This is a genomic window from Streptococcus cuniculi (genome assembly GCF_001921845.1).
GTDB lineage: Bacteria > Bacillota > Bacilli > Lactobacillales > Streptococcaceae > Streptococcus > Streptococcus cuniculi.
The window spans coordinates 202,021-227,527 of record NZ_MSJM01000001.1; the positions used below are offsets into that span (position 1 = coordinate 202,021).

A 25,507-nucleotide genomic window follows, 5' to 3' on the forward strand; every position below is an offset into this window, starting at 1 on the left:
CCCTTACAATCTCGCAGTTTCTTTTTTCCATTATACCACAAAAACACCAGCCGACTGGCTGATGTTTTAAGGAGATTATGAAAAATATTTAGGATTGACTATAGTATAGCGCATCTGGTCTCCTCTGACATCCGTCTTAAGACTGATTTTAAAATCATTAGTGAGCACTGATGATTTTTCGGTAAGAACGAGAGGTGAGGAGATAGACCACGACGTAAAGGACGAGGTAGCCAAGGCAACTGATGAAGGCTACCTGCATGACCAAACTGCCATTTAAGACGCCGATGAGACGCAGAATATTCATCAACATCTTGTAGGCAAAGATGAGATGGGTAAAGGCAAAGATGAGTGGGAGAAAGAAGACTGTCACCATCTGCTTGCGAATACTTTGCTTGGTCTGGACGTGATCCAGTCCTACTTTTTGCATGATGACAAAGCGTTCTCGATCCTCGTAGGCCTCTGAAATCTGCTTGTAGTAGATGACCAGAATGGTTGCCATTAAAAAGACCAAGGATAGGAATACCCCGATAAAGAAGAGAGAGCCTGAAAAAGCAAAGGTACTCATGCGCTCCATCGCTCGGCTTCCTTGCCCCATTCCTGATATGCCCCGTGACTCTAGCGTATCATCTTCGAGAATGGCGGAACGGAAATTTTCCCAGCGTTCTGCCTGCTCTTCTTCGCTCAAACTCGTATCCACCCCGATATAGGTCTTCTGATTTACATCGACAGACACCTCGCTTAAGTCCTGCACTACCATAATGATGCTTGGTACAACCTCCGTCATGTTGCTTGGTGAGTGATAAGCTGTAAAATTGCTTGGCAATACTTTCTCAATAGTAAAGGCTTGTTCCCCAAACATCAAGGGTTTTTGACGATTTAGGTCAATATCTTTTGCATAAACGGCCACTTGATTGCCCGATAAGCCTAAGGTTTCTCCCGTCATTTGTTCATAAGATGTTTCATCAAACACATGTACGACACTAACATCGGAAAAACCAGAAGGAGTTATAGGGTCATCTCCTATCTTGATTCGATTATCCTCAATTTTTCCAACCACTTCTTCAATATAGCTATAGCCAACCATCTTTGTGACAGGAACCGCATTATCGGCCATCATCTTCGAAGTCAATTCTGTCACTAACTCCAACTTATCCGTGGTTGAAGAATTTTCTACATCTCCCCGTTTATGGAAAAAATAGGTAAAGGTGAAATCATTTGGCTGGAGCAGATTAATTCTATCGTTTCCACCAACATAGATGTTAATCCCACCAATCATGGTCACAATGAACATGGTCGATAAGATGGCAATGGTTGCTAATCCCATGGCATTTTTTCGCATCCGAAAGACGAGATTGGACACCGAGATAAAGTTGGCTGGCTGATAGTAGTAACCTTGCCGTTTCTGGAGCCATTTCAAGAGGCTGATAATTCCTGCATTAAAGAGGAGATAGGTCGCAAAGATGACCATTAAAACTGCTGTGAAAAAGGTTGGCAGGGTCTTGACTGGACTGCTCACGGTCTGAGCTAGATAATAAGCTCCACCTAAGACGGCTAGCCCCAGCAAGGTTTGCAGGAGTAAAAATCGTCCCTTACCCTCTCCGCGTTTGCGCCCCTTGACGAGATTCAAAGAGGATGACAGGCTTAATTTTCCAGCATTTAACATCGCTAGCAAAAGGAAAATCAGGGCAAAATAGACCAGTATCGTCAGGACATTTTCCCATTGAAAGACCGAGGCCAGAACCACCTTGAAATGCATGGCTTTGAGCAAAATCGCATACATCAGCTTGTCTAAGAGCACTCCTAGAACCAAGCCTAGACTGACCGTCATCGTTGAAAAGAGAATGGTCTCAAAGAGGGTCATGAGGAGCAAGTGGCGCTTTTCTAAGCCGAGTACCGTGTAAATGCCCAGCTCCTTGGAGCGATTTTTCATGACGAAACTATTAGCATAAAGGAGCAGCATGGCAACGGCAATCATGACCACTATCTGCCCCATTTTCAAAACAGAAGTCACACCTCTTGCACCTCTGACTTCTACCAAGTGGGGATTGGTACTAAGCGATGTAAACAGATAGGCAATGGCTGCTGAAAACACCGTCACCAAGGCAAAAGGATAGTATAATTTTCGGTTTTTGAGCAGGTTGGTTCCTGCTAATTTGTAGGCTAATTTCCACATACTACTCACCTCGATTCGCCATCAATGTCAGTGTGTCTGAAATAAGCTGGAACATCTCCTGTGAGGTTCTGTCTCCTCGGAAAATCTGATTGTAGAGCATGCCGTCCTTGATAAAGAGGACACGTTTGGCACGGCTGGCTGCTGTGGTCGAATGGGTCACCATGAGCAGGGTCTGCCCCATTTCGTTGATTTGGTCAAAAATATCCAGTAAGGTTGCAGAAGACTTGGAATCAAGCGCTCCTGTTGGCTCATCTGCCAGCAGAATTTCTGGCTGTGTGATAATCGCGCGCGCCACCGCTACCCGCTGCTGCTGACCACCCGAGATTTCATAGGGCATCTTGTCCTTTAAGGTCGCAATGCCTAGGCTGTTTAGCACCTCAAGCTGGCGCTTATTCATCTCGTGAATCGGAACGCGGGAGAGTACCAAGGGCAACAAGACATTGTCCTTGACCGATAAGGTGTCGAGTAGGTTAAAATCCTGAAAGACAAAGCCGAGTTTCTCCCTGCGAAAGGCGGAAGCGTCCTTATTTTTAATCATTTGGGTATCCACCCCATTCAAGAAAACCTTGCCTTGGGTCGGCTTGTCCAGCATGGCCAAAATGTTGAGCAGGGTTGATTTTCCTGACCCTGATTCGCCCATGATAGCTACATATTCACCCTTTTCCACGGTGAAATGAATGTCCTTTAGCGCCTCCACCTGATTGGCCAAAAAGCGTGTCTGATAGACTTTCTGCACGTGTTGAACGTCGAGTAATACCATAATAAACCTCCTTGTGCTCCTTGATACTCGTCAAACATTAGCCTCTTCCGCTGATGTTGACTTTCTCCAAGCAGACGAATCATTTTCTAAAAGGCACATCGCCTTCTTTACAATCACTATCATACCCTATTTCACATCCGCCTACCTTAGCTTTACCTCACATTTACCTTACATTCTTGTAAGATTGGCTAGTCAATCACGATCCTTTCTTCTTTTAGGGAAATGCGGACTTGGGTCCCTGTTCCTACTTCCGATGTCAGAGAAAAGGTCATGCCCAGTTTTTCGCTAATGCCTTGCGCCAAATAAAGCCCAAGTCCGGAGGATTGCTGGGAAATGCGGCCATTATAGCCTGAAAAACCACGAGCAAAGATTCGTTCCACATCACTTTTGGCAATGCCGATACCCGTATCTTGAATGACCAGCTCATCACCGTCTAGGTAAATCCAAATCTGTCCACCTGCTGTGTACTTGATAGCATTTGAGATGAATTGCTCCAGCAACAAGCTAAACCATTTCTTGTCCGTTGCAATCGTAAGATTCAACTCTTCCAAGCGCAATTCTGTCTTTTGTTGAATAAAGAAAATCGAAAATTTCTTGACCACTTGCCGCACGAGGGCATCCAACGATTGACGCTCTACGACCAAGTCCTCATGAAAGGATTGCAGCCGCAGGTAATTCAAGACCAAACCTGTATACTGCTCAATCTTAAACAATTCCCGCTCCAAGGCCTGTTTTTCCTTGCTGGTTGGCAAGTCGCCAACCAAGAGTTGACTAGCTGCAATGGGAATTTTCATCTGATGCGCCCACAAGGTATAGTAGTCCTGAAATTCGCTCTGCTGTGTTCGCTCCTGATCCCGCCTTGCTTTCAAGGTTTCTTCTAGCTCTTCTATCCGCTCTTGCAAGATGAGCTCTGCTGCCGTTCCGCTCACAAGCCCTTCTCTTCGCTCTACCCGCCTATAGTTCGCCCATTCCTTCGTCACATCAATAGCGAAAATGACGATGCCAATCCCTATGAGTAGGAGGCTGGTATAGGCAACCAAGGCCATTTCCACACGAAAGAGGACGCTCATACCGCCAATCAAGCCTAGAAAGCCTAGCCCTCCCACTAGAAAGGGCCCGCGCGTTAGAAGCCACTGTCTGATAAAAAAGCCAACCTGTCTTTTAGTCATCATGCCTCACCAATCCATAGCCAATTCCTTTTTTGGTCACAATCAAGTTCTGCAAACCCATATCTGCTAATTTGCGCCGCAGACGCCCGACATTGACTGTCAAGGTATTATCATCGATAAATAAATCGCTGTTCCACAATTCTTTCATCAATTCTTCCCGGCTGACAATAGCCTGTGACCTCTCAAATAAAATCCTTAAAATCTGAAATTCATTTTTGGTCAGCTCCTCGGTCAGCCCGTCATAGCTGACCTGCATACTTTTTAAATCCAAGCGAATCGCTCCAAATGTCAGTACCGTCTGTTCCCCCAAGAAATCATAGGTTCTCCGTAACAAACTTTGGACCTTGGCCAGTAGCACCGTCATATCAAAGGGCTTGGTCACATAATCATCACCGCCTAGATTAATCGCCATGACAATATCCATGGGCTGGTCCCGCGAGGAAAGAAAGAGAATCGGAACGCTTGAAACCTTGCGAATCTCTTGGCACCAATAATAGCCATTAAAGAACGGAAGCCCAATATCCATTAGAATCAGATGCGGTTGAAAATCCTCTACCTGCTCCAAAATCCGCTGAAAATCCTCACTTTCAGCTACTTCATAATTCCAATTCCGAAGATGTTTAGCGACCAGTTGACGAATCACCACGTCATCTTCGACAATCAAGATTTTCTGCTTCATGTCCCCACTTCCTTTCTTTCTATATTCTCCATTATACGCTATTTTACCGCTAAAAAGAGCTACAACCTGCGATTTCTTTCTAACATTTTTGTCATATTCACCACCTCTTGCCCTTCCTTTCCTACCATAGCAGTTGTGCTTTTTCTGCCCTTGCGATATAATAATGCCAATAAACCTATAGGAGTGCCTATGCCAAACTTACTGAATTATATTGAAGAAGTAGCTTATCAGGATTTTTATGATTTACCGCTCAACCGCTTGGATATTCTAGCCTTGACAGAAATTGCCTACCTGCCCTTTAATGACTTGGTGGCACCTGACTTTACCACCGAAAAAGCCACTCGACTAGATCATGTCGCTACGCAATTTGAAGCACTCTATCACGGAGATACACCCAATCTTTCGGTCACGATTACCCCTGAACGAATCCAGCTGCTCCAACTCCTTAAAGACGCAAAACGCTTCAAAGCAATCAAGGTCTTTGCCTTTATTGACGACTATGACAAGGGAGAAGAAAAACAATTTGCGGCCCTGACCTACAAAGTCGGTCAAGACAAGTTGGTCACCATTTTCAGGGGAACAGATGACACCATTATCGGCTGGAAAGAGGATTTCCACATGACCTATATGGCAGAAATTCCCGCCCAACAATCGGCAACTGCATACCTCCAACAGATTATGGACATGTCTACGCAGACGGTCTACGTGGCTGGCCATTCCAAGGGTGGCAATCTGGCGATTTATGCCAGCAGCCAGATGACGACAGCAGACCAAAAGCGGATTGCCCAGATTATCGCCTATGATTCACCGGGTGTCCATCCGTCTGTCATCGCATCGAGTGGCTACCAAGCCATCAAAGACCGCATTCAGCCCATTATCCCGCAAAATTCCATTGTCGGCATGCTCCTTGAAACGCCTGACAATGCAGAAATTGTCGAAAGCAAGGCCTTTGGCCTACTCCAGCATATCAGCTTTTCTTGGGAAGTAGAAGGACATGATTTCAAACTTGCGCCTGCCCTGACAGAAAATAGCATTCAGGTGGACGAAACCTTAAAAACATGGACAGCTAGCCTCAATGACGAAGAACTCAAGCGCTTCTTTGATCTCCTCTTTGGCATGTTCATCGATGCAGGCATTGAGCGACTCAACGATTTTACCATTGACACACCGAAAAAAATCAGCCTCCTCATGCGGCAGCAACAAAACTTGACCGACGCAGAAAAAGACATGCTAGACAGGCTCTTTCGCCGCCTAATTGACACCCGCTATCAAATCTGGAAAGAAGCTCTAACAACGCCTTACGACAAGGTCAACCAGTGGTTTCAAAGTCTGACACATAAAGATAAAGAAGAATAAATTAGAAAAAGAAGTCGAGCCCTGCTCAACTTCTTATTTTATCGCTCGAAAGACGAGATTTCCCTTATCCAAGTCCATGGTCAAGGCATAGGTCTGCGCATCGATTTCTGTGACAAAGCCTAGGATTTCTAATGCTTGGACAAAAATATCTGTCCGCCGTTGGATGACCCTTTCTTTCCGCGCAAATTTTAACAAAAAATGGTGGAAATTCTCGAATTCGTTGATTACACCGGCAAAAGATGTTATTATTTTTTCAGAAAGCGCATTCAGGTTAGAAAGGTCATTATTCATATGGAAATTTATTTTAATTTAATTCAATTACTCTGTCTTTTTATAACTATTATCATCATAATAGGAAAGATAAATAATTCCTTAATTCCAATAGTTTTATTCAGTATTTTATCTATTTCTGTACTAAATCAAATTTTAATTGGGTTTGCTAGTGACTTAAATGTTGTAAAATCCAGTCCTCTACCATTCATCTGTATGGTAACTAATATAATACTAACTTTTATTCACTGTTTATATAGCTTTTACAAAAAAGTATAAACCACAACGACAATTCTGTATTCGATGAATTGTCGTTTTTTAACTGTATAAAGTGAATAAAATACTATTTTGTATTTCTCATCCCATTTATAGCTATAATTTAAATTACATCTAAAATGCTAAAAATCAGTACTACCAAGGGATTCTTTGCTATTTAAGTTTTATATTCCGAAAAAGAACAATTTTTTAGAAAGACAAATGGGAGCATTTTTATTTTACCACTTAGCAAATAGTAGATTTTCCTTATCCAAGTCCATCGTCAGACAATAGGTCTGGGCATCAATTTCTTTGATAAAGCCTAGGATTTCTAAGGCTTGGACAAAAATGTCTGTTCGCCGTTGGATGACCCTTTCTTTCCGCGCAAATTTTAACAAAAAAGTGGTCATATACTTCATGGCATAGTCCTGATTGACATCGCCCAAGAGCTGATACAAGACTTCCTGCTCCTCTGACAGGGGCAACTGTTTTGACAACTTGTAAAAATAAGATGACAACGTCAAGCGTTCCCGAAGCGCATCGACTTCTTCCTCGATGATGACCTTGTTGGTGGAATTGCTTGTTGCAACCCTAAAGGTCGCACGGCTTAATTCCTCAAAAACAGGACTTGTCGTCTCAACAAAGATTTCTTGGTCTAGGATCAAGTCCTCTAGGCTAGTCAAGCAAGAAAAGGCATTTGTATAGCGGCGATCCTGCCTACGAATATAACCTGCTTGAATAAAGCGGTCCAAGCTCCGGTCGACAGTTGAGACTGTAGCAAATTCTTTTTTTATCTGCCGCAGGGTCACATCGCTATGCTGGTCCAAATACTGAATCAAGTCTTGAAAAAAACGTGAGCGGGTTAACTTACTAGGATGATACACTTTAATCATGAGATTATTATACCACAGGTCGGATAGTAGTCCAACTCAATGCAAGCGTATACTACGAAAATCACGGAAGAAGCCGTGATTTTCATTTTAGTTTCCTACTGTCTTTGATACAATGACACTGTAAGTTTTTCACTCCGACACCTTAGTCGTATTCTGAAACTATAGGTTTTGGGCATGAAAAAAGACGGTGTTGAGTACCGTCCTTAATATTGTATACTCTGTTTTATTTAGGCCGAAAAACTGGGATTTATAAAATTAGATTTACTTCTACTGTTTATCTCTTTCAAACGACTCAATCAGTTTATTATCGTCCTTATCATAAAAACTGATTATTCCCATATTCTCTATTCTCTCAAAAGCCTGATTTGCACACTTTTTTAAATCTGTTGAACTTTTATTGTCATTTTTTACAAATACTTTGAGTTCATATGGCTCTGTTTTAGACTGTATTTCAATAGAAACATATTTTATATCTTCTGGGTATGGTAAACTAGATGCAATCTGACTTACTTTTGAATTGTCTCCGATATACTTAGTTCTAACGTCCTCATCTTTAGTGATTTGATTACTACAAGCAACTAAAAATATGATGGACAAAATAAGAGCTGTTGATAAAAAACTTTTTAGATATTTTCTCATGATGTCTTACCTCCTAAAAATTAAATTTATCTACTTTTTTAGTATAACTCTGAATTATCTTTCTATTTTCACCTTACTAGCATCAAAGAAAATAAATTCAATGTTTCCATTATGATGAATATAATAATGGAAGGGTTAACTCTTCGGTTTTGCTATTTTATCTAATTTTATTATACCACATAAAAAGCCCTATTTGGTAAACCGAATAGGACTTCAGATTGAAGAAAAAGTTCTTTTATGATACTTTTCTTAGGCGGTGCGGACTGTAGCGACTTCCTGCGGCATTCCATACCTAAATGTTGAGCCTAAGGTCTCAACATTTCCGAGTCGCGTCATGACTAGTCATGACGCGACTTTTACCACAGCGAAAAGTATTTGATAAAGCTCGCTTCGCTCGCGAAAATCGGCAAATCGAATATTCAGTTGGCAGAGCTTTTTATAGTCAAATGAATTAACTTTCAGACAAGGAACTGAGGCGCGGACAGTACTTGAGTACGGCAAGTCGAAAGTGACGATGTATCAAAGTTAATTCAAAAGACTATAACTTGTTTAAATAGATCTTGGGTTTACCTACTTCGTTATTTTCCCAGCTTATTTCCCAAAACTTTCTGTCAATTGTGGAACCACTTGTTTTTTACGAGATACGGCTCCAGCAAGGAAGGCATGGTTGTTTTCAAGGACGAAGTTAAAGGCTGCTTCAACCTTGTCCATGTTTTGTCCGATTGCTAAGATTTCCGAGTTTGAGTTGACGATATCTGTAATCATCAAGACAAAGTCTGAATAGCCATTTTCGCTGCTTGCCTTTTCAATGGCTGCTTCGATTTCTGCTTGGCGCTCCAAAACTTCTGCAATATCAACCGTGTTGACCTGCGCTACGCGAACGGCATTACCATTTAGTTCAAAGGTTTTGGCATCAATATCAATCAATTCATCAGCTGTCTTGCTAGCAAGGTTTGTACCTGCTTTGAGCATCGCTAGACCGTATTCTTCCAAGTTGACCCCTGCAATTTCTGCCAATTCTGCAGCCACTTGCGGATCGCTCGCATGAGTCGTTGGTGATTTAAGAAGAAGCGTATCTGAAATCAAGCCAGACAAGAGCATTCCTGCCACTTCTTTTGGAGGTGTGAGACCATTTTCTTTGAAGGCACGGTAAACGATTGATGAAGCTGATCCAACTGGCTCTAAGCGCATGTAAAGAGGGTTTGCTGTCTCAAAGTTTGCCACACGGTGGTGGTCGATAACCGCAGCCACTTCTACTTCCTTGATGTCAGAGATAGACTGTTGGAACTCATTGTGGTCTGTCAAGATGACCTGCTCCACGCCTTCTGCTTTTGCGGACTCTACCACGCGTGGTGCTGTGACACCAAAGTAGTCCAAAGCAAAGGCTGTTTCTTCATTCGGCGTTCCCAAGGCTACGTTTTCTGCATCACGGCCGAAGGCTTCGCGCTCCAAATACGCCCAACCATAAGAAGATGCAATCGCATCTGTATCCGGATTTTGGTGACCAAAAACTAAAAATTTTGACATGTATCTTTTACCTCTTTAAGCATTATTCATTCTATTTTAGCATATTTTCAGACACTTGCAAATCATTCTTCACTCCTGATTTGCAAAACGTTTTCAAAAAGGGTAAGATAGTAGGTAGAACAATGGAAAGGAACACCCTATGAAATTTACAGACTATACCTATACCCGTCCTGATTATGCCCTTGTAAAAGAGCAATTGACTGACTTGACACAACAGCTACAGCAAGCGACCGCTGCAAACGAAGCGCTTGACATCGTAAAAAACATTACGAAAATCAATGCAACCATTGACACACAAATGAATCTTTGGAGTATTCGTCACTCTATCGATATGAATGATGAATTTTACAACGAAGAAACCAAGTTCTGGAATGAGCATCTACCCCTCTTTGAAGAGTTGACAACAGCCTATTACCAAGCTGTGCTTGCGTGTCCATTCCGTGCAGAATTGAGCGAATTTTTACCAGAAACCTTCTTCATGCTAGCTGAAAACAAGCAGAAAATCTTTTCATCTGAAGCCATTCCGCTTTTCCAAAAAGAAAATGACCTCGTTGACCACTACAACAGCTTGATTGCTGGCGCACAAATCGAATTCCAAGGTCAGACCTACAATCTTTCTCAAATGGTGCCATTTGCCCAATCGACTGACCGCAAGGTTCGTAAGGCCGCATCTGACGCTTCAACCGCCTACTTTGCGAGCAAGGAAGCAGAATTTGACCGTGTCTATGATGAGTTGGTCAAGGTACGGACAGAGATTGCCCACACCCTCGGCTTTAAAGACTATGTGGAATACGGCTATGTCGCAATGAACCGCTTTGACTACAACCGCGATATGGTCAAAGTCTACCGTGAAGAAATCCTCAAGCATGTCGTGCCAATCGTGCAAAAACTACGCGAACGCCAAGCAAAACGGATTCAGGTTCCAAGCCTCAAGCACTATGATTTGGCCTTAGAATTCCTAGATGGTAATCCAACGCCACAGGGTGACCCTGACTTTATCGTTGGTGAAGCACAGAAAATGTACCGTGAATTGTCCCCAGAAACAGGAGAATTTTTCGATTTCATGATCGAACACGGTCTGCTTGATTTGGTCGCAAAAACAGGCAAAGATAGCGGTGGTTACTGTACCTATATTCCTGATTACAAGAGCCCATTTATCTTCTCTAACTTCAACGGTACAAGCGGTGACATCGATGTCTTGACCCACGAAGCTGGACATGCCTTCCAAGTCTATCGCTCACGCTGGATTGCAAGCCCTGAAGTCATCTGGCCAACCTACGAAACCTGTGAAATCCACTCTATGTCCATGGAATTTATGACCTGGCCTTGGATGGACCGCTTCTTTAAAGACCAAGTAGACAAATACAAATTTACTCACCTAGCAGGTACCCTTCTCTTCTTGCCATACGGTGTTCTTGTGGATCATTTCCAACATGAAATTTACGAAAATCCAACCATGACACCAGCAGAACGCAAGGCAACTTGGAAACGTTTGGAAGAACTCTACCTTCCTGACCGTGATTTCTCTGAATCAGAAGCCCTTAGCCGTGGTATCTTCTGGTACCGTCAAGGACATATTTTTGCTAGCCCATTCTACTACATTGACTATACCCTTGCTCAAGTCTGCGCCCTTCAATTCTGGAAACGCACGCAGGTGGACAACGACGAAACAGCTTGGGAAGACTACCTTCGTATCTGTGACCTCGGTGGGACAAAATCCTTCCTCCAAGTCGTTGCAGCAGCCAACCTTGAATCTCCATTCAAAGAAGGTGCCCTTGCGGCGACCACAAAAGCAGCCAGCGACTGGTTGGACAACGTGGATGATGCGAGTTTCTAACATATAGACACCAAAAATCCTTTCAGAAATTATTCTGAAAGGATTTTTATCGTTTCAATTCAAACTGAGTTGCAAGCCCTCAATTCCCCCGCACACGGTTCAGGTAGTCTTGATAGCTTTCTGTGTCCATGAGGTTTTTGGCATTTTCTACGCGGGCCTTGGTAGGTGGCTTGGTTCCTTCTAACGGGTATGGTCGACCCAATTCCCGCCATTTAAATTCACCCAAATTATGGTAAGGAAGAACTTCAAACCGCTCAACGTTGTCCAAGGTTTTGACGAATTTACCCAGTTCCACCAAGTCTTCATCGCGGTCTGTCAAATCAGGCACCAAGACGTGGCGAATCCAGACAGGCTTACCAATATCGGAGAGGTAGCGGGCGCATTCTAGAATGGTTTTATTGCTGTGACCTGTGACAAAGCGGTGCTGGTCAGGATTCATTTCCTTGATGTCCAGCAAGACCAAATCGGTCACTTCCATGAGCTTAGCGTATTTTTCTAAATACTTGGGAGTATTGCGGAAGGTAAGGGCACAAGTATCAAGGGTCGTGTGAATCCCCTTTTCTTTTGCCAGCGTAAACAAGGCAATCAAAAAGTCAATCTGAATGGTCGCTTCTCCACCTGATACGGTAATACCACCTTCTTTTCCCCAGAATCCCTTGTAGCGAATGGCTTCATTGAGCACATCTTCTGCCGTCCGCTCGGTTGCTGCAGGATTGACCAAGTCCCAAGTGTCAGGATTGTGGCAATACTGGCAACGCATGTGACAGCCCTGCATGAACACCACAAAACGGATGCCTGGACCGTCTACCGCCCCAAAACTTTCCGTTGAATGCACCAGCCCTGTTACATTTTTGTAATCTACTACTTCCATCTTCTCTTCCTCACTTCTTGATACTGTTATTATATCACAAATTTAGGAAAGCGTTTGTATAAAGGTTTCAAAGTCACAACTTGCATGCTATAAGGTGAAAATGAAAGGGCTGAACAGACAGTTCAGCCGTTTCTAGTAGATAGTGCACTAGAAAGAAGACGCAAAGGTTAATCAACATTTCGCTTACTCTCCTCCAAATGATAGCAAAAGACTAAGCCACGGCTTAGTCTCAGATTGAAGAAAAAATTTTTTTGTGACACTTTTCTTAGGTGGTGCGGACGGTAGCGACTTCCTACCGGAATTCCATACCTAAATTTTGAGCCTGAGGTCTCAAAATTTCCGAGTAGCGTCATGACAGGTCGTGACGCTACTTTTACCACAGCGAAAAGTATCTGATGAGGCTCGCTCCGCTCGCGAAAATCGAAAAATCATGTTAAGTGAGCAGAACTTTTTAATTTGTTTAAATAGATTTTGGTTTTGTCTACGTTCTGAAACTAAGCCACGGCTTAGTCTTTCTTTTCTTTTTTATCTTTTACGTCTTCTTCGACTTCAAGCGGTGTGATGAGGATTTTGAGCTTGGTCACACGGCCATTTTTGACCTTGTCATTGATCATGACCAGATGATAACCGTGGTTATCCACCTCGTAGGCCTCTTTTTCTTCCTGACTTGGAATGGTTCCAAGCCCTGTCAGATAAAATCCTGCAATCGTGTCTACATCGTCACTTTCTAGCTCTGTTCCAAAATGCTCATTGAAATCATTCAGGGTCATACTTCCTTGCACGATATAGGTGTGCTCTGCAATTTCACGGACGAAGATTTCGGTCTTATCCGTCTCATCGTCAATCTCCCCGACAATTTCTTCCAGCAAATCTTCTAAGGTGACAAGCCCTGCCACACCACCGTATTCATCGAGCAGAATCGCCATTTGATTTTGGGTATTGCGAAGAGCTTTCAGCAAATCATCTACAAAAATCGTTTCAGGCACAAAGAGAGGCTCTTGCAAAATACGGCGAATATTCATATTTTCAAACCCATTTGCAAACCCTTCTGCCAAAATCCGCTTGGTATGAATCAAACCGATAATATTGTCCTTGTCGCCATCGTAGACCGGAATTCGTGAGAAATTCTGCTTGAGAATCTCGGCCATAATCGTAGCCATATCCTCTTCAATATCGACCATAAAGGCATCGGTACGCGGCACCATGACCTCACGCGCCACCATTTCATCCAGCGAGAAAATCCCCTGCAACATTTCAATTTCATCAGCGTCTAGGGTTTCCTCACTCTGGGTGGTCAAAATGTACTCAATCTCATCGCGGGTCATCTTCTCATCGGCATCATCAAACTGCATCGGTGTAATCCGACTGATAAGATTGGTCGCAGCAGACAAGAGCCAGACAAAGGGGCTGACAATCTTGCCCAAAAAGATGATAATGGGCGCAGAGATAACCGCCAGATTTTCTTTCATGTTCATGGCAATGCGCTTGGGATACAACTCACCAAGGACGATGGAAATAAAGGTCAACAAGGCCAGCGCAAGCCAGTAGCCAGCGGTCTGTGCCGTCGCAGAGTTTCCCATCCAGCCAGCAAAGATTGCTCCTAAATCACCAGCTAGGCTTGCCCCTGACAAGATACTGATGAAGGTGATACCGACCTGAATGGTGGATAGGAAATGGTTGGGATTTTCAAGTACGTTTAATAAGCGAATAAATTTCTTTTCTCCCTCGGCCGCTTTTTGTTCCACACGGGAACGGTTGAGAGAGACCAAGGCCATCTCAGAGGCTGAGAAAAAGGCATTGAACAAGGTCAACAAGAGCAATAATAAAAGTTGTAAATGAATGGTCTGACTACCAGGGTCTTCCATGATGTGTTTGTCTCCTATAAAAATATATAATAGAACCATTATACCATGTTTTGAGAAAGTTTGTCACTTAATGTGACGAAAGACTGCAAATTTACTTTAGTGGCCTACCGTTGACTAAAAAACAGACAAAGTTCAGATGGGGGATAGGTATTCGTGAGATGCATTTGATACGATAAATGTATCATTATTTACTATCTCGAAAGGAGAACGATTATGAAACAAAATCGACTATCGCAGATCCTCGTGCTTGGAGCTCTCCTATCAGCAGGCGGATGTGCCCTAACAGGTTGTGCCACCTCCAAAACTACAACACCCGCTCCTAAAAGCACGCAACAGGCAACATCGAAAGAGACCACGGAGACTGCTGAAAGCCGTCGCAAGCAGATTACGGATATTGCGGCAAGCAGCTACAACGGTGTCGCCTTGGTTAAAACAACAACGGATAAACCAGGCTTTGGGACAGCGGTCTTCATCACACCCGATACACTTCTGACCAATCGCCATGTGGTCGTCCCCTTCAAGAACGCCGACGAGGCTGCTGTCCAAGTCATGGGTACGGACGGAAAACCAATTGATCTTCCTGTCAAAGAACTGATTGCTCCAGAAGATGACAGCATGGATGTTGGTATCATCAAGCTCAAAACTCCGATTACAGAAAATAAGGCGCTCAACCACATCAAGATTCAAAAGATTGCCAGCCTTGAAACGGTAAACAAGACCAAGGTGGCAGACTTCGTTCGCGCCGTTGGTTATCCAGGAGATAAGGAACGCGGCACCTTATGGGACAGCCATGGTACGATTAAAGAGATTGACGGCAATTTCCTGACCTATGATGCACTGATTGCTAGCGGATCTTCAGGATCTCCCCTCTTTAACAAGGACGGCGAATTGATTGGTATCGCTAATGCTTCAACTGATGATACTGAAAACCCGACCTCTTTCGGCCTCTTATTTGATAAAACGATTCGAGCATTTATCGCTAAACACCAGTAAGCCTTGTTTCTTATTTCTATGATATAATGGTAGAAATAAAGTAAAAAGAGGTACGCTATGATTCTTTCAATGCAGGAACTTTCCTACCGCAGACAGGGCAAGACGATTTTAGATGGTCTATCTTGGGAATACAAGGCTGGCGAACAATGGGCCATTCTAGGACTCAACGGGGCAGGCAAGTCCACCTTGTTGCGGATTCTAACCGCTGAATTTTGGAAGAGTTCTGGAGAATTAAGCGTTCTAGGGGTCGAGTTTGGCAAGGGCGATATTCCTACCTTACGGACAAAAATCGGGATTGTCGGCTCTTTCCTAGCCGAACGCTTTCCGACTGACCTCTATGCCGAACAAATCGTCCTCACTGGCAAATACAAGTCCTCCATTCTCTACCGCGAATACGGGGAAACCGAGTTAGAGCAAGCTAGGGACATGTTGCGTCACATAGACGCAGGTCATCTCATCGGGCGAACCTACGCAGGTCTTTCTCAAGGGGAACGCCAATTGCTCCTCATTGCCCGCAGTCTCATGGAAGAGCCAGAGCTATTGATTTTAGATGAGGCAACTGTTGGGCTCGATCTGCTAGCCCGTGAGCGCCTGCTCAAACATATCGAGCAAATCTGCAAGCTCCCCAAGGCACCCGCTGTTATCTCTGTCACCCACCACGCAGAAGAAATTACCCAATCTTTCACCCACGTTCTTCTTTTAAAAGACGGGAAAATTCTCGCAAAGGGACCAAAAGCAGACATTCTCACCCCTGACATTCTCTGCCAATTCTACGACCAACAGGTCGAGTTGATTCCGCTGGGAGAAGAGAGGGTCTTTATCAAACCGATTGTATAACGACTCCCCCAGACGAGCCCGTCTGGGTTTTCAGCTGTGTTCACTAGGCTTCACCTATAGGTATGGTTCGCTTTGATGTGGCACGAGGCAAGACGAGTGAGGGGTGTCAGCAGTCAAAACGAAAAAACGTACCAATCAAGCGATTGATACGTTTTCTTGTTTACCCTTTTCGGGCATAATTCATCACGTCATAGGGAAGGGTATTGACCGTTTCCTTGAGGGAATAATTTTCCAGATTGTTCACATTCTGCCGCAAATACTTGGCATAGCTAGCAGAAATCAAGCCCTGATCTTCGTATTCAAAGATAATCTTACGTTCCAGATAGTAACCCCGCATCATTTCATTGATATTGTTGGGCTTCATCCGCGTGATAACCCGTTCGATAAAGGCTCCACTACCGATAATGGCGGTCTCGCGCAAGCGAGCATCCTGCAAGAAGTTCACGAGGGAATTTTTATAAATCCCTTTCAAGTGCTCCAAACTCTCCACGATGACCTCGGTATTGGCTAGATAGAGTTCAGCAATACTTTCAATCTCGTCCTTGGTCAAATGCCGTTTTTCTTTTGTGCGCCAAGAACGGAGTTTAGACCCCAAGGTCACAATTTCATGGAGAATGAAACGGGAAACCCGCCAAAAGACAATCCAAAAATAGGTCAAACGTGAGGCCAGATTGCGGTTAATTCGCTGTTCCATCGCTAAAAGATAGCGCTGATAGAGGTGGTAAGACCGATCATCAATCTTGCCCTCTTCATAGGCCTGCTCCAAACCATCATTTTCAATACTGAGAATCAAGAGCTGAAGACTGGCCAAATCTTTCCGAACTGACTTGTCCTCCTGCTCCAAAATGAGATTTTCAATCCGCCCGTGGTAATTATCAATGGCCGCATAGAGAGGTCCCTTGACCTTGGTATGGGTCAAATCCGCTTCTAGTTCCATGACGACATCGTTTAAAATAGCAATGTGCATCAGATAATCCTTGGTTTCTTCCTTACTGTCAGACAAATGCGGTAGCGCCACCAAGCCAGACAAGAAGCTAAGCAGGGTCACGCCTGCCACGATGAAGAGCAAGAGCGGATATTCCCGTTCTAGGGTCGCGGGAATCAAGAGAATAGTCGCAATGGACACTGTTCCTTTCACCCCTGAAAAGGTCAGCAAAAGACTGTCTTTTAAGGCGTAAGACATTTTTTTCTTTAAGCGCAACATCCGAAAGCCATAAAAACCATAAATCATGACAAAGCGAAGGCTGAACATCAAGAGGGTCAAGACCACAACGGTAATCAATAAGAAGAGATTATCGTAAATCGGATTGCGCAGAATTGGCTCCAAAATCATCTGGAGCTCCATTCCCAAGATGATAAAGACCGAGCCATTGAGCATAAAGGTCACCGTATGCCAGACCGTATCTGTCACCGTATCCACCTGCGCCTCTAAGAGGGTAATATTTTTAAACCGACTAGCCTTAAAAATCCCTGCCACGACCACGGCGATAATGCCCGACACATGGATTTCTTCTGCTAGAAAGAAGGTTAACAAGGGCAGGCTCAATTCCAGCAATAATTGACCCGCAATATCAGAAGCCCGTACACTTAAGAGCAGGCGATGCAAAGTCTGGTTGAGAAAGGCTGTAAAAGCCCCAATCGCAAACCCTCCGATAACCGAAAAGAGCAAGGAGATGCCTGCTTTTTCCAAGGAAAAACTTCCCGTTACCCAGGCAGCAACAGCTACCTGAAAGGCCACCAAGCCACTCGCATCATTGAGCAGGCCCTCACCCTTTAAGATGCTTTCCACACGTTTGGCAAAGGTAAAGCGTTCCGACAAGGAAGCAAAGGCCACCAAATCGGTTGGCCCAAGGGCAGCTCCTGCCGCCAAGCAGGCCGCTAGCGGAAGCGTCGCCCACAAGACATGCGCCATATAGCCGATACTCAAGGTCGAAATAAAGATTACAGGGAAAATCAGATACAAAATAATCTGCCAGTAACGTAAAATGCTGGTCACATCACTTTCTTCTGCTTCCCGAAACAAGAGTGGCCCGATGACCAAGGCTAGAAAGGCTTCTGTATCCAGATGAAATTGCCCCTGTGGCAGACACAATCCCAATAAAACCCCTGAAACAATCTGTAAGAGGGGCAAGGGCAGCCTTGGAAATAATTTATTAGCTGCATTTGAGGCAATCAGAACGAGTAAAAAGATAATCAGATAAAGGAGAACTGTCATCCACTACCTCCTTATTTTTCATTGCAGCACTTCTCAAACAAGAGCCGTTGCTCAGAAATTTTTTCATCGATTTTAGACAAATCCCGATGCTCAATCTGCTTCTGACAGCGTTCCATTTCTAAGCTGACCAACTTTTGTTTGATTTTGGCCATTTTTTTACTCAAATGCGCATCGTCAAATTTCTTAGCCAGCTGCTCACCTGCGTTGGAATCAACGTATTTGCTGCGAAGACCTGCTAATTTTTCCTGTAAGTATTTTTTATCCATGGTTGTATTCCTTTACTTTTTCAAGCATTACTAAAAAGGGCGGGTGATTGACTTGATTGAGAGTGCGGTAAATCGCTGCCGTAAATTCCTGCTGAGGGAGCTTGGCCACAAAATCCAAGACCGCATCACGCTCCACATCGCCCCCCTCGTGGCCATAGTAAATCATGACCGCAATCCGACCACCTACTACCAAGCGCTGGCATAATTTTTCAAGGGCAAGGAGGGTCGTGCTAGGCTGGGTAATGACTGACTTGTCCGCACTCGGAAGATAGCCGAGGTTAAAAATCCCTGCCTTAATTGTATCGACATAGGCGTCTACTTGCTCATGCCCTGCCAAGACTAACTCAACATTGGTCAAACCGGCGGTAGCCAATCGCTCCGCAGTCTTTTGAAGCGCCTGCTCCTGAATGTCAAAAGCCACCACTTTTTTAGCCCGCTCCGCAAGAAAAAGGGTATCATACCCATTTCCCATGGTGGCATCCACCACGATATCTTCTTTCGTCACCACTTCTGCCAAAAACTGATGGGCCATTTCTAAAGGTCTTAACATGTAAATTTCTGCTCCTTTGCCTTACAGCCTTGCACACTCCCGCGGCGGCGCATTTCATCTTCAATCGCATTCAGCACTTCCCACTTATTGAGGCTCCACATAGGTCCAATCAACATATCACGAGGAGCATCTCCTGTAATCCGATGAATGACGATGTGTTTGGGGATAATCTCCAGCTGGTCACAAATGATGTTGACATACTCTTCTTGACTGAGTAGCTGCAAACGTCCTTCATGGTAATCCCGCTGCATACGCGTATTAGTCATCAGATGTAGCAAGTGCAATTTAATACCTTGAATATCATTATCCGTCACGCAGCGGCGGACATTTTCTAGCATCATCTCATGCGTCTCACCGGGCAATCCGTTAATCAAATGCGACACAATTTCAATCTTGGGAAATTTCCGCAGGCGTTTCACCGTTTCGACATACAACTCATAAGAATGGGCACGGTTAATCAAGTCTGACGTTTCTTCAAAGGTCGTCTGCAAGCCCAACTCTACCGTGACATGCATCCGCTCAGACAGTTCCGCTAAGTAGGCAATCGTCTCATCTGGTAGGCAGTCTGGACGAGTACCGATATTGATTCCAACGACTCCTGGCTCGTTAATGGCCTGCTCGTAGCGCTCTCGAATGACCTCAACCTTATCGTGAGTATTGGTGAAATTTTGGAAATACACCAAGTATTTTCTAACCTCCGGCCACTTGCGGTGCATAAAGTCAATTTCCTTGTAAAATTGCTCCCGAATGGGCGCATCAGGCGCTACAATGGCATCTCCAGAGCCTGACACCGTACAAAATGTACAGCCACCCTTAGCCACAGTACCGTCGCGATTGGGACAGTCAAATCCCGCATCAATCGGCACTTTAAAGGTCTTTTCTCCAAATAATTTCCGATAATAATCATTCAAGGCATTGTAAGATTTCATTCTCCTATTCTACCACATTTCAAGCCTTGGAGTACCGAAAAAATTTGAAAAATCATTTTTCTTGCGACTTTTTCAAATCATTTGCGAATAGATAGGTATGAAGATAGCATTATTGATTTTTTTAGGAGCTTCCATTGGCTCATTCTTAGGTCTGGTCATCGACCGTTTTCCTGATACATCTATTGTCTTTCCTAGTAGCCACTGCAATCACTGCAAAGAGCCTCTCAAATGTTGGGATATGATTCCGATTATTTCCCAGCTCATGCTGCGCTTCAAATGTCGCTATTGCAAGGCGAAGATTCCCTACTGGTATATCGGACTAGAGCTGATTTCCGCTGGGCTGATGCTCTTACTGGCTCATAATCTGATTTCCATACTCCAATGCACCCTTCTTTTTGCAGGTTTGGTTCTAAGCATCTATGATGTTAAACACCAAGAATATCCTCTTTGGGTCTGGCTGCTCTTTACTTCCCTTGCCCTTCTACTATCGAGCATCAACTGGGTATTTTGTGGTTTCATTGCCCTTGCCCTGCTCGCTGAACGATACAATCTCAATATCGGATCAGGCGACTTTTTATACCTCGCCAGCCTGTCGCTCCTCTTCTCTCTAGCTGACATCCTCTGGATTATCCAACTGGCTAGCGTATTGGGACTACTCATTTTCAAACTATTTGAACCAAAATCTCTTTCCTATGTTCCTTGTCTATTTCTGGCCAGCTTGATTGTGCAGTTGGTTTAGGAGTTCCGTATCCTAGTTTCAAAATAGTTGCTCTGCCTACCTCTTTTCTTGGAAAAATTATCGGAGATGTTATGCCTGTAGAAACTTAAAAACCCAGCTTGCCAAGTGAGGCAAACTAGGTTTTCTTATATAATTGATGTTAAGCTAGTCGCTTCTATTTAATTGACCTCGCTTTCTTATTTCTTGGCTCGGGAAAAAACAGTCCGCCTACTTGACGCGCTTTCGAGTTTCTAGGCGCGTGAAAAAACAGTCCACCTAAAACCTTACTCGCTCTTTTCTTGACAAGCTCGTGAAAAAACAGCCCACTGGATTGACCTCGCTTTCTTATTTCTTGGCTCGGGAAAAAACAATCCACCTAAACCTTACTCGCTCTTTTATTGACAAGCTCGTGAAAAAACAGCCCACTGGATTGACCTCGCTTTCTTGTTTTAAGGCTCGGGAAAAAACAATCCGCCTACTTGACGCGCTTTTGAGTTTCTAGGCGCGTGAAAAAACAATCCACCTAAAACCTTACTCGCTCTTTTCTTGACAAGCTCGTGAAAAAACAGTCCACCTAAACCTTACTCGCTCTTTTATTGACAAGCTCGTGAAAAAACAGCCCACTGGGCTGACCTCGCTTTCCTATTTCTTGGCTCGGGAAAAAACAGTCCGCCTACTTGACGCGCTTTTGAGTTTCTAGGCGCGTGAAAAAACAATCCACTGGATTGTTTTTTTATGCTATACTATAACTAACAGGAGGAGAATAAGATGAACATTTATTCTGATGATAGTTTAACGCTACACACCGATCTATATCAAATCAATATGGCTCAGGTGTATTTTGAACAAGGGATTCATGAAAAAAACGCGGTGTTTGAAGTGTATTTTCGGAAACTTCCTTTCCATAATGGGTACGCTGTGTTTGCGGGCTTGGAGCGCGTTGTCCATTATCTGTCAAACCTTTCTTTTACCCAGACTGACCTTGACTACCTGCGTGATCAAGGCTATCCAGAAGAGTTTCTAACGTATTTAGATCAATTACGTTTTTCTCTGACCGTTCGTTCTGCTAAAGAAGGGGACTTGGTCTTTGCCAATGAGCCTATCATGCAAATCGAAGGACCGCTTGCCCAATGTCAGTTGGTTGAAACAGCGATTTTAAATATCGTCAACTACCAAACCTTGATTGCGACCAAGGCAAGACGAATCAAGGCGATTTTGGAAGATGAACCACTTCTTGAATTTGGTACACGCCGGGCTCAAGAAATGGATGCCGCAATCTGGGGAACACGCGCAGCCTTTATCGGTGGCGCTGGTGCGACATCAAATGTCCGCGCTGGGAAAATCTTCGGTATTCCAGTAGCCGGTACGCATGCCCATGCCTTGGTACAAACCTACGGTAACGATTACGATTCTTTCAAAGCCTACGCATCTACCCATAAAAATTGTGTCTTCTTGGTTGACACCTATGATACCTTGCGTCTCGGTGTTCCTGCTGCTATTCGGGTTGCTAAGGAATTTGGGGATAAGATTAACTTCCTCGGTGTTCGTATTGACTCAGGCGACATGGCTTACATCTCTAAAAAAGTTCGCCAACAGCTGGATGATGCCGGCTATACAGATGCTAAAATCTATGCCTCCAACGATCTTGATGAAAATACCATTTTGAACCTGAAAATGCAAAAGGCAAAAATCGATGTCTGGGGTGTTGGTACTAAGCTCATCACCGCTTATGATCAACCAGCTTTAGGCGCAGTTTACAAGATTGTCTCCATTGAAGATGAGAATGGAAATATGCGCGATACCATCAAACTCTCTTCCAACGTAGAAAAAGTATCAACACCAGGGAAAAAACAAGTCTGGCGGATTACGAGTCGTGAAAAAGGAAAGACCGAAGGTGACTACATCACCTTTGCGGATGCCGATGTGACTGAAATGCAGTCGATTCACATGTTCCACCCGACCTATACCTATATTAATAAAACGGTGACTGATTTTGAAGCAGTTCCTCTCTTGGTGGATATTTTTGACAAAGGTAAACTCGTCTACGAATTGCCAAGTCTGCCAGATATTCAAGCCTATGCCAATACGCAATTTGACCAACTCTGGGACGAATACAAACGCATGCTCAATCCACAAGATTATCCAGTTGATTTGGCGCAAGATGTCTGGGATCACAAGATGAATCTGATTCAGCAAGTGCGCAACCAAACTCAGTTGAGCCAAAAGGAGAATAAATGAGCCTACAAGAAACGATTATCCAGCAATTAGGTGTTAAACCAAGTATCAATCCTCATGAAGAAATCCGCAAATCGATTGATTTCTTGAAAGAGTACCTCAAAAAACATCCCTTTTTGAAAAGCTACGTTCTAGGCATTTCTGGCGGTCAAGATTCAACCTTGGCAGGCCGTTTGGCGCAACTAGCAATTGAAGAAATGCGGGCTGAAACAGACGACGAAGCCTACCAATTCATCGCAGTTCGCTTGCCTTACGGTATTCAGGCAGATGAAGACGATGCCCAAGCAGCTCTTGCCTTTATCCAACCTGACGTCAGTCTAGTCGTCAATATCAAGGAGAGCGTGGATGCCATGACCAAGGCTGTGGAAGCGACAGGGGCTAGCGTTTCTGATTTTAACAAGGGAAATATCAAGGCTAGAAGCCGCATGATTGCCCAGTACGCCCTTGCAGGAAGCTACCAAGGTGCGGTCATTGGAACTGACCATGCGGCTGAAAATATCACGGGCTTCTTCACCAAGTTTGGGGATGGTGGCGCAGACATCCTACCACTTTTCCGCCTCAATAAACGCCAAGGAAAGGCTCTTTTGGCTCAACTCGGAGCAGACAAGGCGCTCTATGAGAAGATTCCGACAGCCGACTTAGAAGAAGACAAGCCTGGACTCGCAGATGAGGTGGCGCTCGGTGTGACCTATGAAAACATCGATGACTACCTAGAGGGCAAGACTATTGACCCACAAGCACAAACCATTATCGAGAATTGGTGGAAGAAAACTGAACACAAACGTCATCTACCAATCAGCATCTTTGATAATTTTTGGAAATAATACTCGATACCATAGAGAAGGCTGGGGAAATCCCAGCTTTTTTCTATTTTTCCAGTCCGCGCTTGAAGATTTTCCAAAAAGGTCTATAATAGGTCTTATATACTATGTTCCCGAGTAAGTGAAAAATTGAATGAGCCAATTTGCCATCAAGCACGGAGGGTTTTTGAAGAAATACTGCGTAAAGGGAAAAGGACCATTCAAACAATAGATAGTCAATACAAATTCTTATAGAAAAGGAGAGTCTTATGAACTCATTAAACCAATCATTAACTGATACATTTTTTGCCGAATATGAGGCAAATCAGCAATTTGCTGCCATGGAAAATGCGGTGACCCACAATGGTATCTATGCGTCTCTTGAGAAGCGTAGTAGCAGCGTGGAAAACGAGCCAGTCTTTTCCATCGATTTGACCAAGGACAAGGTCAGCAACCAGAAAGCCTCTGGCCGTTGCTGGATGTTTGCAGCCTTGAATACCTTCCGCCACAAGATGATCGCTGGTTTCCAATTGGAAAACTTTGAACTGTCGCAAGCCCACACCTTCTTCTGGGACAAATACGAAAAATCCAACTGGTTCTTGGAGCAAATCCTGGCGACTGCTGACCAAGAATTGACCAGCCGCAAGGTGAAATTCCTCTTGGATGTGCCTCAACAAGACGGCGGTCAATGGGATATGGTCGTCTCCCTCTTTGAAAAATATGGCGTTGTACCAAAATCGGTCTATCCAGAGTCCATCTCTTCTAGCAATAGCCGTGAACTCAATGCCGTTTTGAATAAATTGCTCCGCCAAGATGCGCAAATCTTACGTGATTTGGTAGCAGCGGGTCAGTCACAAGAAAACATTCAGTCAAAAAAAGAAGAACTCTTGCAAGAAATCTTCAACTTCCTTGCCATGTCTCTTGGTTTGCCGCCGCGCACTTTTGACTTTGCCTACCGCGACAAGGACGACAACTACCACAGCGAGAAGGATTTGACACCGCAGGCATTTTACAAAAAATATGTCGACATTCAACTAGACGACTATGTGTCCATCATCAATGCCCCAACTGCGGATAAGCCTTACGGTAAGTCTTACACCGTAGAAATGCTAGGAAATGTCGTAGGCAGCCGACCTGTCCGCTACCTTAATGTGGAAATGGATCGCTTGAAGGAATTAGCTATTGCCCAAATGCAGGCAGGAGAAACAGTCTGGTTTGGCTCTGATGTCGGCCAATCGAGCAACCGCAAAACAGGTGTCATGGCAAATGGCATGTACGACTTCATCTCTAGCATGAACATTGACCTCCACCAAGACAAGGCAGGACGGCTTGATTATAGCGAGAGCCTCATGACCCACGCCATGGTCTTAACAGGCGTTGACCTTGATGAAAATGGCCAGTCTGTCAAATGGAAGGTTGAAAATTCTTGGGGAGATAAGGTCGGAAGCAAGGGCTACTTTGTCGCAAACGATAGCTGGATGGATGAGTACACCTACCAAATCGTTGTGCGCAAAGAATTCCTCACCGAAGCAGAGCTGGCAGCCTACAACGCCGAACCAACAGTTCTCGCACCATGGGATCCAATGGGAGCTTTGGCCAGTAAATAAATGATATAGTAAACAAAAAGAGAGTGAGCTACAATCGTGATTTCCTAGAAATCGATTGTTCTC

22 protein-coding genes are annotated in these 25,507 nt (G+C 44.2%); 8 read left to right on the forward strand and 14 right to left on the reverse strand.

Going from position 1 to position 25,507, the window contains the following annotated elements:
- Nucleotides 1-157: 157 nt before the first annotated feature.
- From BU202_RS00995 to BU202_RS01010, 4 genes are all read right to left on the reverse strand, one after another.
- The gene (locus BU202_RS00995; RefSeq protein ID WP_075103936.1) at nucleotides 158-2,173 is read right to left on the reverse strand and encodes an ABC transporter permease; all 2,016 of its coding nucleotides are present in this window, start codon (nucleotides 2,171-2,173) and stop codon (nucleotides 158-160) included.
- Nucleotide 2,174: 1 nt separating this feature from the next.
- Nucleotides 2,175-2,933 carry an ABC transporter ATP-binding protein gene (locus BU202_RS01000; protein ID WP_075103937.1) on the reverse strand — a complete coding sequence of 253 codons (759 nt, stop codon included), beginning with the start codon at nucleotides 2,931-2,933 and terminating at the stop codon, nucleotides 2,175-2,177.
- 188 nt (nucleotides 2,934-3,121) lie between these two features.
- Nucleotides 3,122-4,105 (reverse strand): sensor histidine kinase, encoded by a 984-nt coding sequence (locus BU202_RS01005; RefSeq protein ID WP_083605723.1) that lies wholly within the window; start codon nucleotides 4,103-4,105, stop codon nucleotides 3,122-3,124.
- On the reverse strand, nucleotides 4,095-4,781 hold the full coding sequence (locus tag BU202_RS01010) for a response regulator transcription factor (protein WP_075103938.1): 687 nt from the start codon (nucleotides 4,779-4,781) through the stop codon (nucleotides 4,095-4,097). Before BU202_RS01010 ends, BU202_RS01005 begins: the two co-directional genes overlap by 11 nt.
- A gap of 189 nt (nucleotides 4,782-4,970) precedes the next feature.
- Between BU202_RS01010 and BU202_RS01015 the strand changes: the two genes are divergently transcribed.
- Nucleotides 4,971-6,137 (forward strand): DUF2974 domain-containing protein, encoded by a 1,167-nt coding sequence (locus tag BU202_RS01015; protein ID WP_075103939.1) that lies wholly within the window; start codon nucleotides 4,971-4,973, stop codon nucleotides 6,135-6,137.
- Between the two features lie 33 nt (nucleotides 6,138-6,170).
- Here the strand turns inward: BU202_RS01015 and BU202_RS10515 are convergent, their stop codons facing one another.
- From BU202_RS10515 to BU202_RS01035, 4 genes are all read right to left on the reverse strand, one after another.
- Entirely contained in the window at nucleotides 6,171-6,332 is a 162-nt protein-coding gene (locus BU202_RS10515) for a hypothetical protein (RefSeq protein WP_167364729.1), read from the reverse strand.
- A gap of 569 nt (nucleotides 6,333-6,901) precedes the next feature.
- Complete coding sequence (locus BU202_RS01025; protein WP_075103941.1) at nucleotides 6,902-7,555, reverse strand: DUF1803 domain-containing protein; 654 nt, start codon at nucleotides 7,553-7,555, stop codon at nucleotides 6,902-6,904.
- Nucleotides 7,556-7,822: 267 nt separating this feature from the next.
- Complete coding sequence (locus tag BU202_RS01030; protein ID WP_075103942.1) at nucleotides 7,823-8,194, reverse strand: DUF4825 domain-containing protein; 372 nt, start codon at nucleotides 8,192-8,194, stop codon at nucleotides 7,823-7,825.
- 591 nt (nucleotides 8,195-8,785) lie between these two features.
- Nucleotides 8,786-9,721 carry a manganese-dependent inorganic pyrophosphatase gene (locus BU202_RS01035; RefSeq protein WP_075103943.1) on the reverse strand — a complete coding sequence of 312 codons (936 nt, stop codon included), beginning with the start codon at nucleotides 9,719-9,721 and terminating at the stop codon, nucleotides 8,786-8,788.
- 139 nt (nucleotides 9,722-9,860) lie between these two features.
- Between BU202_RS01035 and BU202_RS01040 the strand changes: the two genes are divergently transcribed.
- On the forward strand, nucleotides 9,861-11,558 hold the full coding sequence (locus tag BU202_RS01040) for a M3 family oligoendopeptidase (RefSeq protein ID WP_075103944.1): 1,698 nt from the start codon (nucleotides 9,861-9,863) through the stop codon (nucleotides 11,556-11,558).
- A 79-nt stretch (nucleotides 11,559-11,637) separates the two neighbouring features.
- Here the strand turns inward: BU202_RS01040 and pflA are convergent, their stop codons facing one another.
- Nucleotides 11,638-12,429, reverse strand: coding sequence for a pyruvate formate-lyase-activating protein (gene pflA, locus BU202_RS01045; protein ID WP_075103945.1), 792 nt, complete (start codon nucleotides 12,427-12,429; stop codon nucleotides 11,638-11,640).
- A gap of 506 nt (nucleotides 12,430-12,935) precedes the next feature.
- Nucleotides 12,936-14,294, reverse strand: a complete 1,359-nt coding sequence (locus tag BU202_RS01050; RefSeq protein ID WP_075103946.1) for a hemolysin family protein — start codon at nucleotides 14,292-14,294, stop codon at nucleotides 12,936-12,938.
- A 213-nt stretch (nucleotides 14,295-14,507) separates the two neighbouring features.
- Here BU202_RS01050 and BU202_RS01055 point away from each other — a divergent pair, with 213 nt between their 5' ends.
- Together BU202_RS01055 and BU202_RS01060 are read left to right on the forward strand one after the other, a co-directional pair.
- Complete coding sequence (locus tag BU202_RS01055; protein WP_075103947.1) at nucleotides 14,508-15,287, forward strand: trypsin-like serine peptidase; 780 nt, start codon at nucleotides 14,508-14,510, stop codon at nucleotides 15,285-15,287.
- 57 nt (nucleotides 15,288-15,344) lie between these two features.
- Nucleotides 15,345-16,124, forward strand: a complete 780-nt coding sequence (locus tag BU202_RS01060; RefSeq protein ID WP_075103948.1) for an ABC transporter ATP-binding protein — start codon at nucleotides 15,345-15,347, stop codon at nucleotides 16,122-16,124.
- Nucleotides 16,125-16,284: 160 nt separating this feature from the next.
- On the opposite strand, the gene BU202_RS01065 is transcribed toward BU202_RS01060, so the two are convergent.
- Genes BU202_RS01065 through mnmL form a run of 4 tightly spaced genes read right to left on the reverse strand, consistent with a single transcriptional unit; the run spans nucleotide 16,285 to nucleotide 20,084 of the window.
- Nucleotides 16,285-18,339 carry a cation:proton antiporter gene (locus tag BU202_RS01065; protein WP_075103949.1) on the reverse strand — a complete coding sequence of 685 codons (2,055 nt, stop codon included), beginning with the start codon at nucleotides 18,337-18,339 and terminating at the stop codon, nucleotides 16,285-16,287.
- Between the two features lie 11 nt (nucleotides 18,340-18,350).
- Entirely contained in the window at nucleotides 18,351-18,605 is a 255-nt protein-coding gene (locus tag BU202_RS01070) for a hypothetical protein (RefSeq protein ID WP_075103950.1), read from the reverse strand.
- Nucleotides 18,598-19,155, reverse strand: a complete 558-nt coding sequence (mnmM, locus tag BU202_RS01075) for a tRNA 5-(aminomethyl)-2-thiouridylate-methyltransferase MnmM (RefSeq protein ID WP_075103951.1) — start codon at nucleotides 19,153-19,155, stop codon at nucleotides 18,598-18,600. The genes BU202_RS01070 and mnmM overlap by 8 nt, the downstream gene beginning before the upstream one ends.
- Nucleotides 19,149-20,084, reverse strand: coding sequence for a tRNA modification radical SAM protein MnmL/YtqA (gene mnmL / locus BU202_RS01080; RefSeq protein ID WP_075103952.1), 936 nt, complete (start codon nucleotides 20,082-20,084; stop codon nucleotides 19,149-19,151). Before mnmL ends, mnmM begins: the two co-directional genes overlap by 7 nt.
- Nucleotides 20,085-20,181: 97 nt before the next feature.
- Here mnmL and BU202_RS01085 point away from each other — a divergent pair, with 97 nt between their 5' ends.
- The 4 genes from BU202_RS01085 (at nucleotide 20,182) to pepC (ending at nucleotide 25,444) form a co-directional block, all read left to right on the forward strand.
- Nucleotides 20,182-20,823, forward strand: a complete 642-nt coding sequence (locus BU202_RS01085; RefSeq protein WP_075103953.1) for a prepilin peptidase — start codon at nucleotides 20,182-20,184, stop codon at nucleotides 20,821-20,823.
- 753 nt (nucleotides 20,824-21,576) lie between these two features.
- Nucleotides 21,577-23,040: a nicotinate phosphoribosyltransferase gene (locus BU202_RS01090; RefSeq protein WP_075104071.1), complete on the forward strand. Its 1,464-nt coding sequence runs from the start codon at nucleotides 21,577-21,579 to the stop codon at nucleotides 23,038-23,040.
- Nucleotides 23,037-23,861 (forward strand): ammonia-dependent NAD(+) synthetase, encoded by an 825-nt coding sequence (gene nadE, locus BU202_RS01095; protein ID WP_075103954.1) that lies wholly within the window; start codon nucleotides 23,037-23,039, stop codon nucleotides 23,859-23,861. Before BU202_RS01090 ends, nadE begins: the two co-directional genes overlap by 4 nt.
- A 245-nt stretch (nucleotides 23,862-24,106) precedes the next feature.
- The gene (gene pepC / locus BU202_RS01100) at nucleotides 24,107-25,444 is read left to right on the forward strand and encodes an aminopeptidase C (protein WP_075103955.1); all 1,338 of its coding nucleotides are present in this window, start codon (nucleotides 24,107-24,109) and stop codon (nucleotides 25,442-25,444) included.
- The last annotated feature ends 63 nt before the right edge of the window (nucleotides 25,445-25,507 follow it).